This is a genomic window from Microvirga pakistanensis (assembly GCF_004458765.1).
GTDB lineage: Bacteria > Pseudomonadota > Alphaproteobacteria > Rhizobiales > Beijerinckiaceae > Microvirga > Microvirga pakistanensis.
The window spans coordinates 1-223 of sequence record NZ_SPJX01000215.1 but is presented as its reverse complement, the minus strand read 5'-3'; the positions used below and the strand labels follow the sequence as shown (position 1 = coordinate 223).

General features: G+C 61.4%; 1 protein-coding gene. It reads right to left on the bottom strand.

The genetic code is table 11. From position 1 onward, the window contains the following. Nucleotides 1-142 (bottom strand): sigma factor (locus tag E4K09_RS14045; RefSeq protein WP_425293843.1); only part of this gene is annotated, 142 nt, incomplete at its 3' end. Between the last annotated feature and the right edge of the window lie 81 nt (nt 143-223).

Below are 223 nucleotides of genomic sequence, written 5' to 3'. Positions count from 1 at the left end.
CCTGCATGCTCGTGCCGGGCTGAAACTTGTCGAGATTGCTCAGGCCCTTCAGAAGGGCGCCCTGCACCAGATCGTCGGCGCGGTCGACGCTGCCGCAAAGAGAGATCGCGAATGCGCGCAGATGAGGAATGGCGGCGAGCATCTGCTCCTTCAGGGGTGTCTCAGCCGCCATTCGCATCCCTTCCCATTTCAGAACTCACGAACAGACGCCTCTTGGGGGACT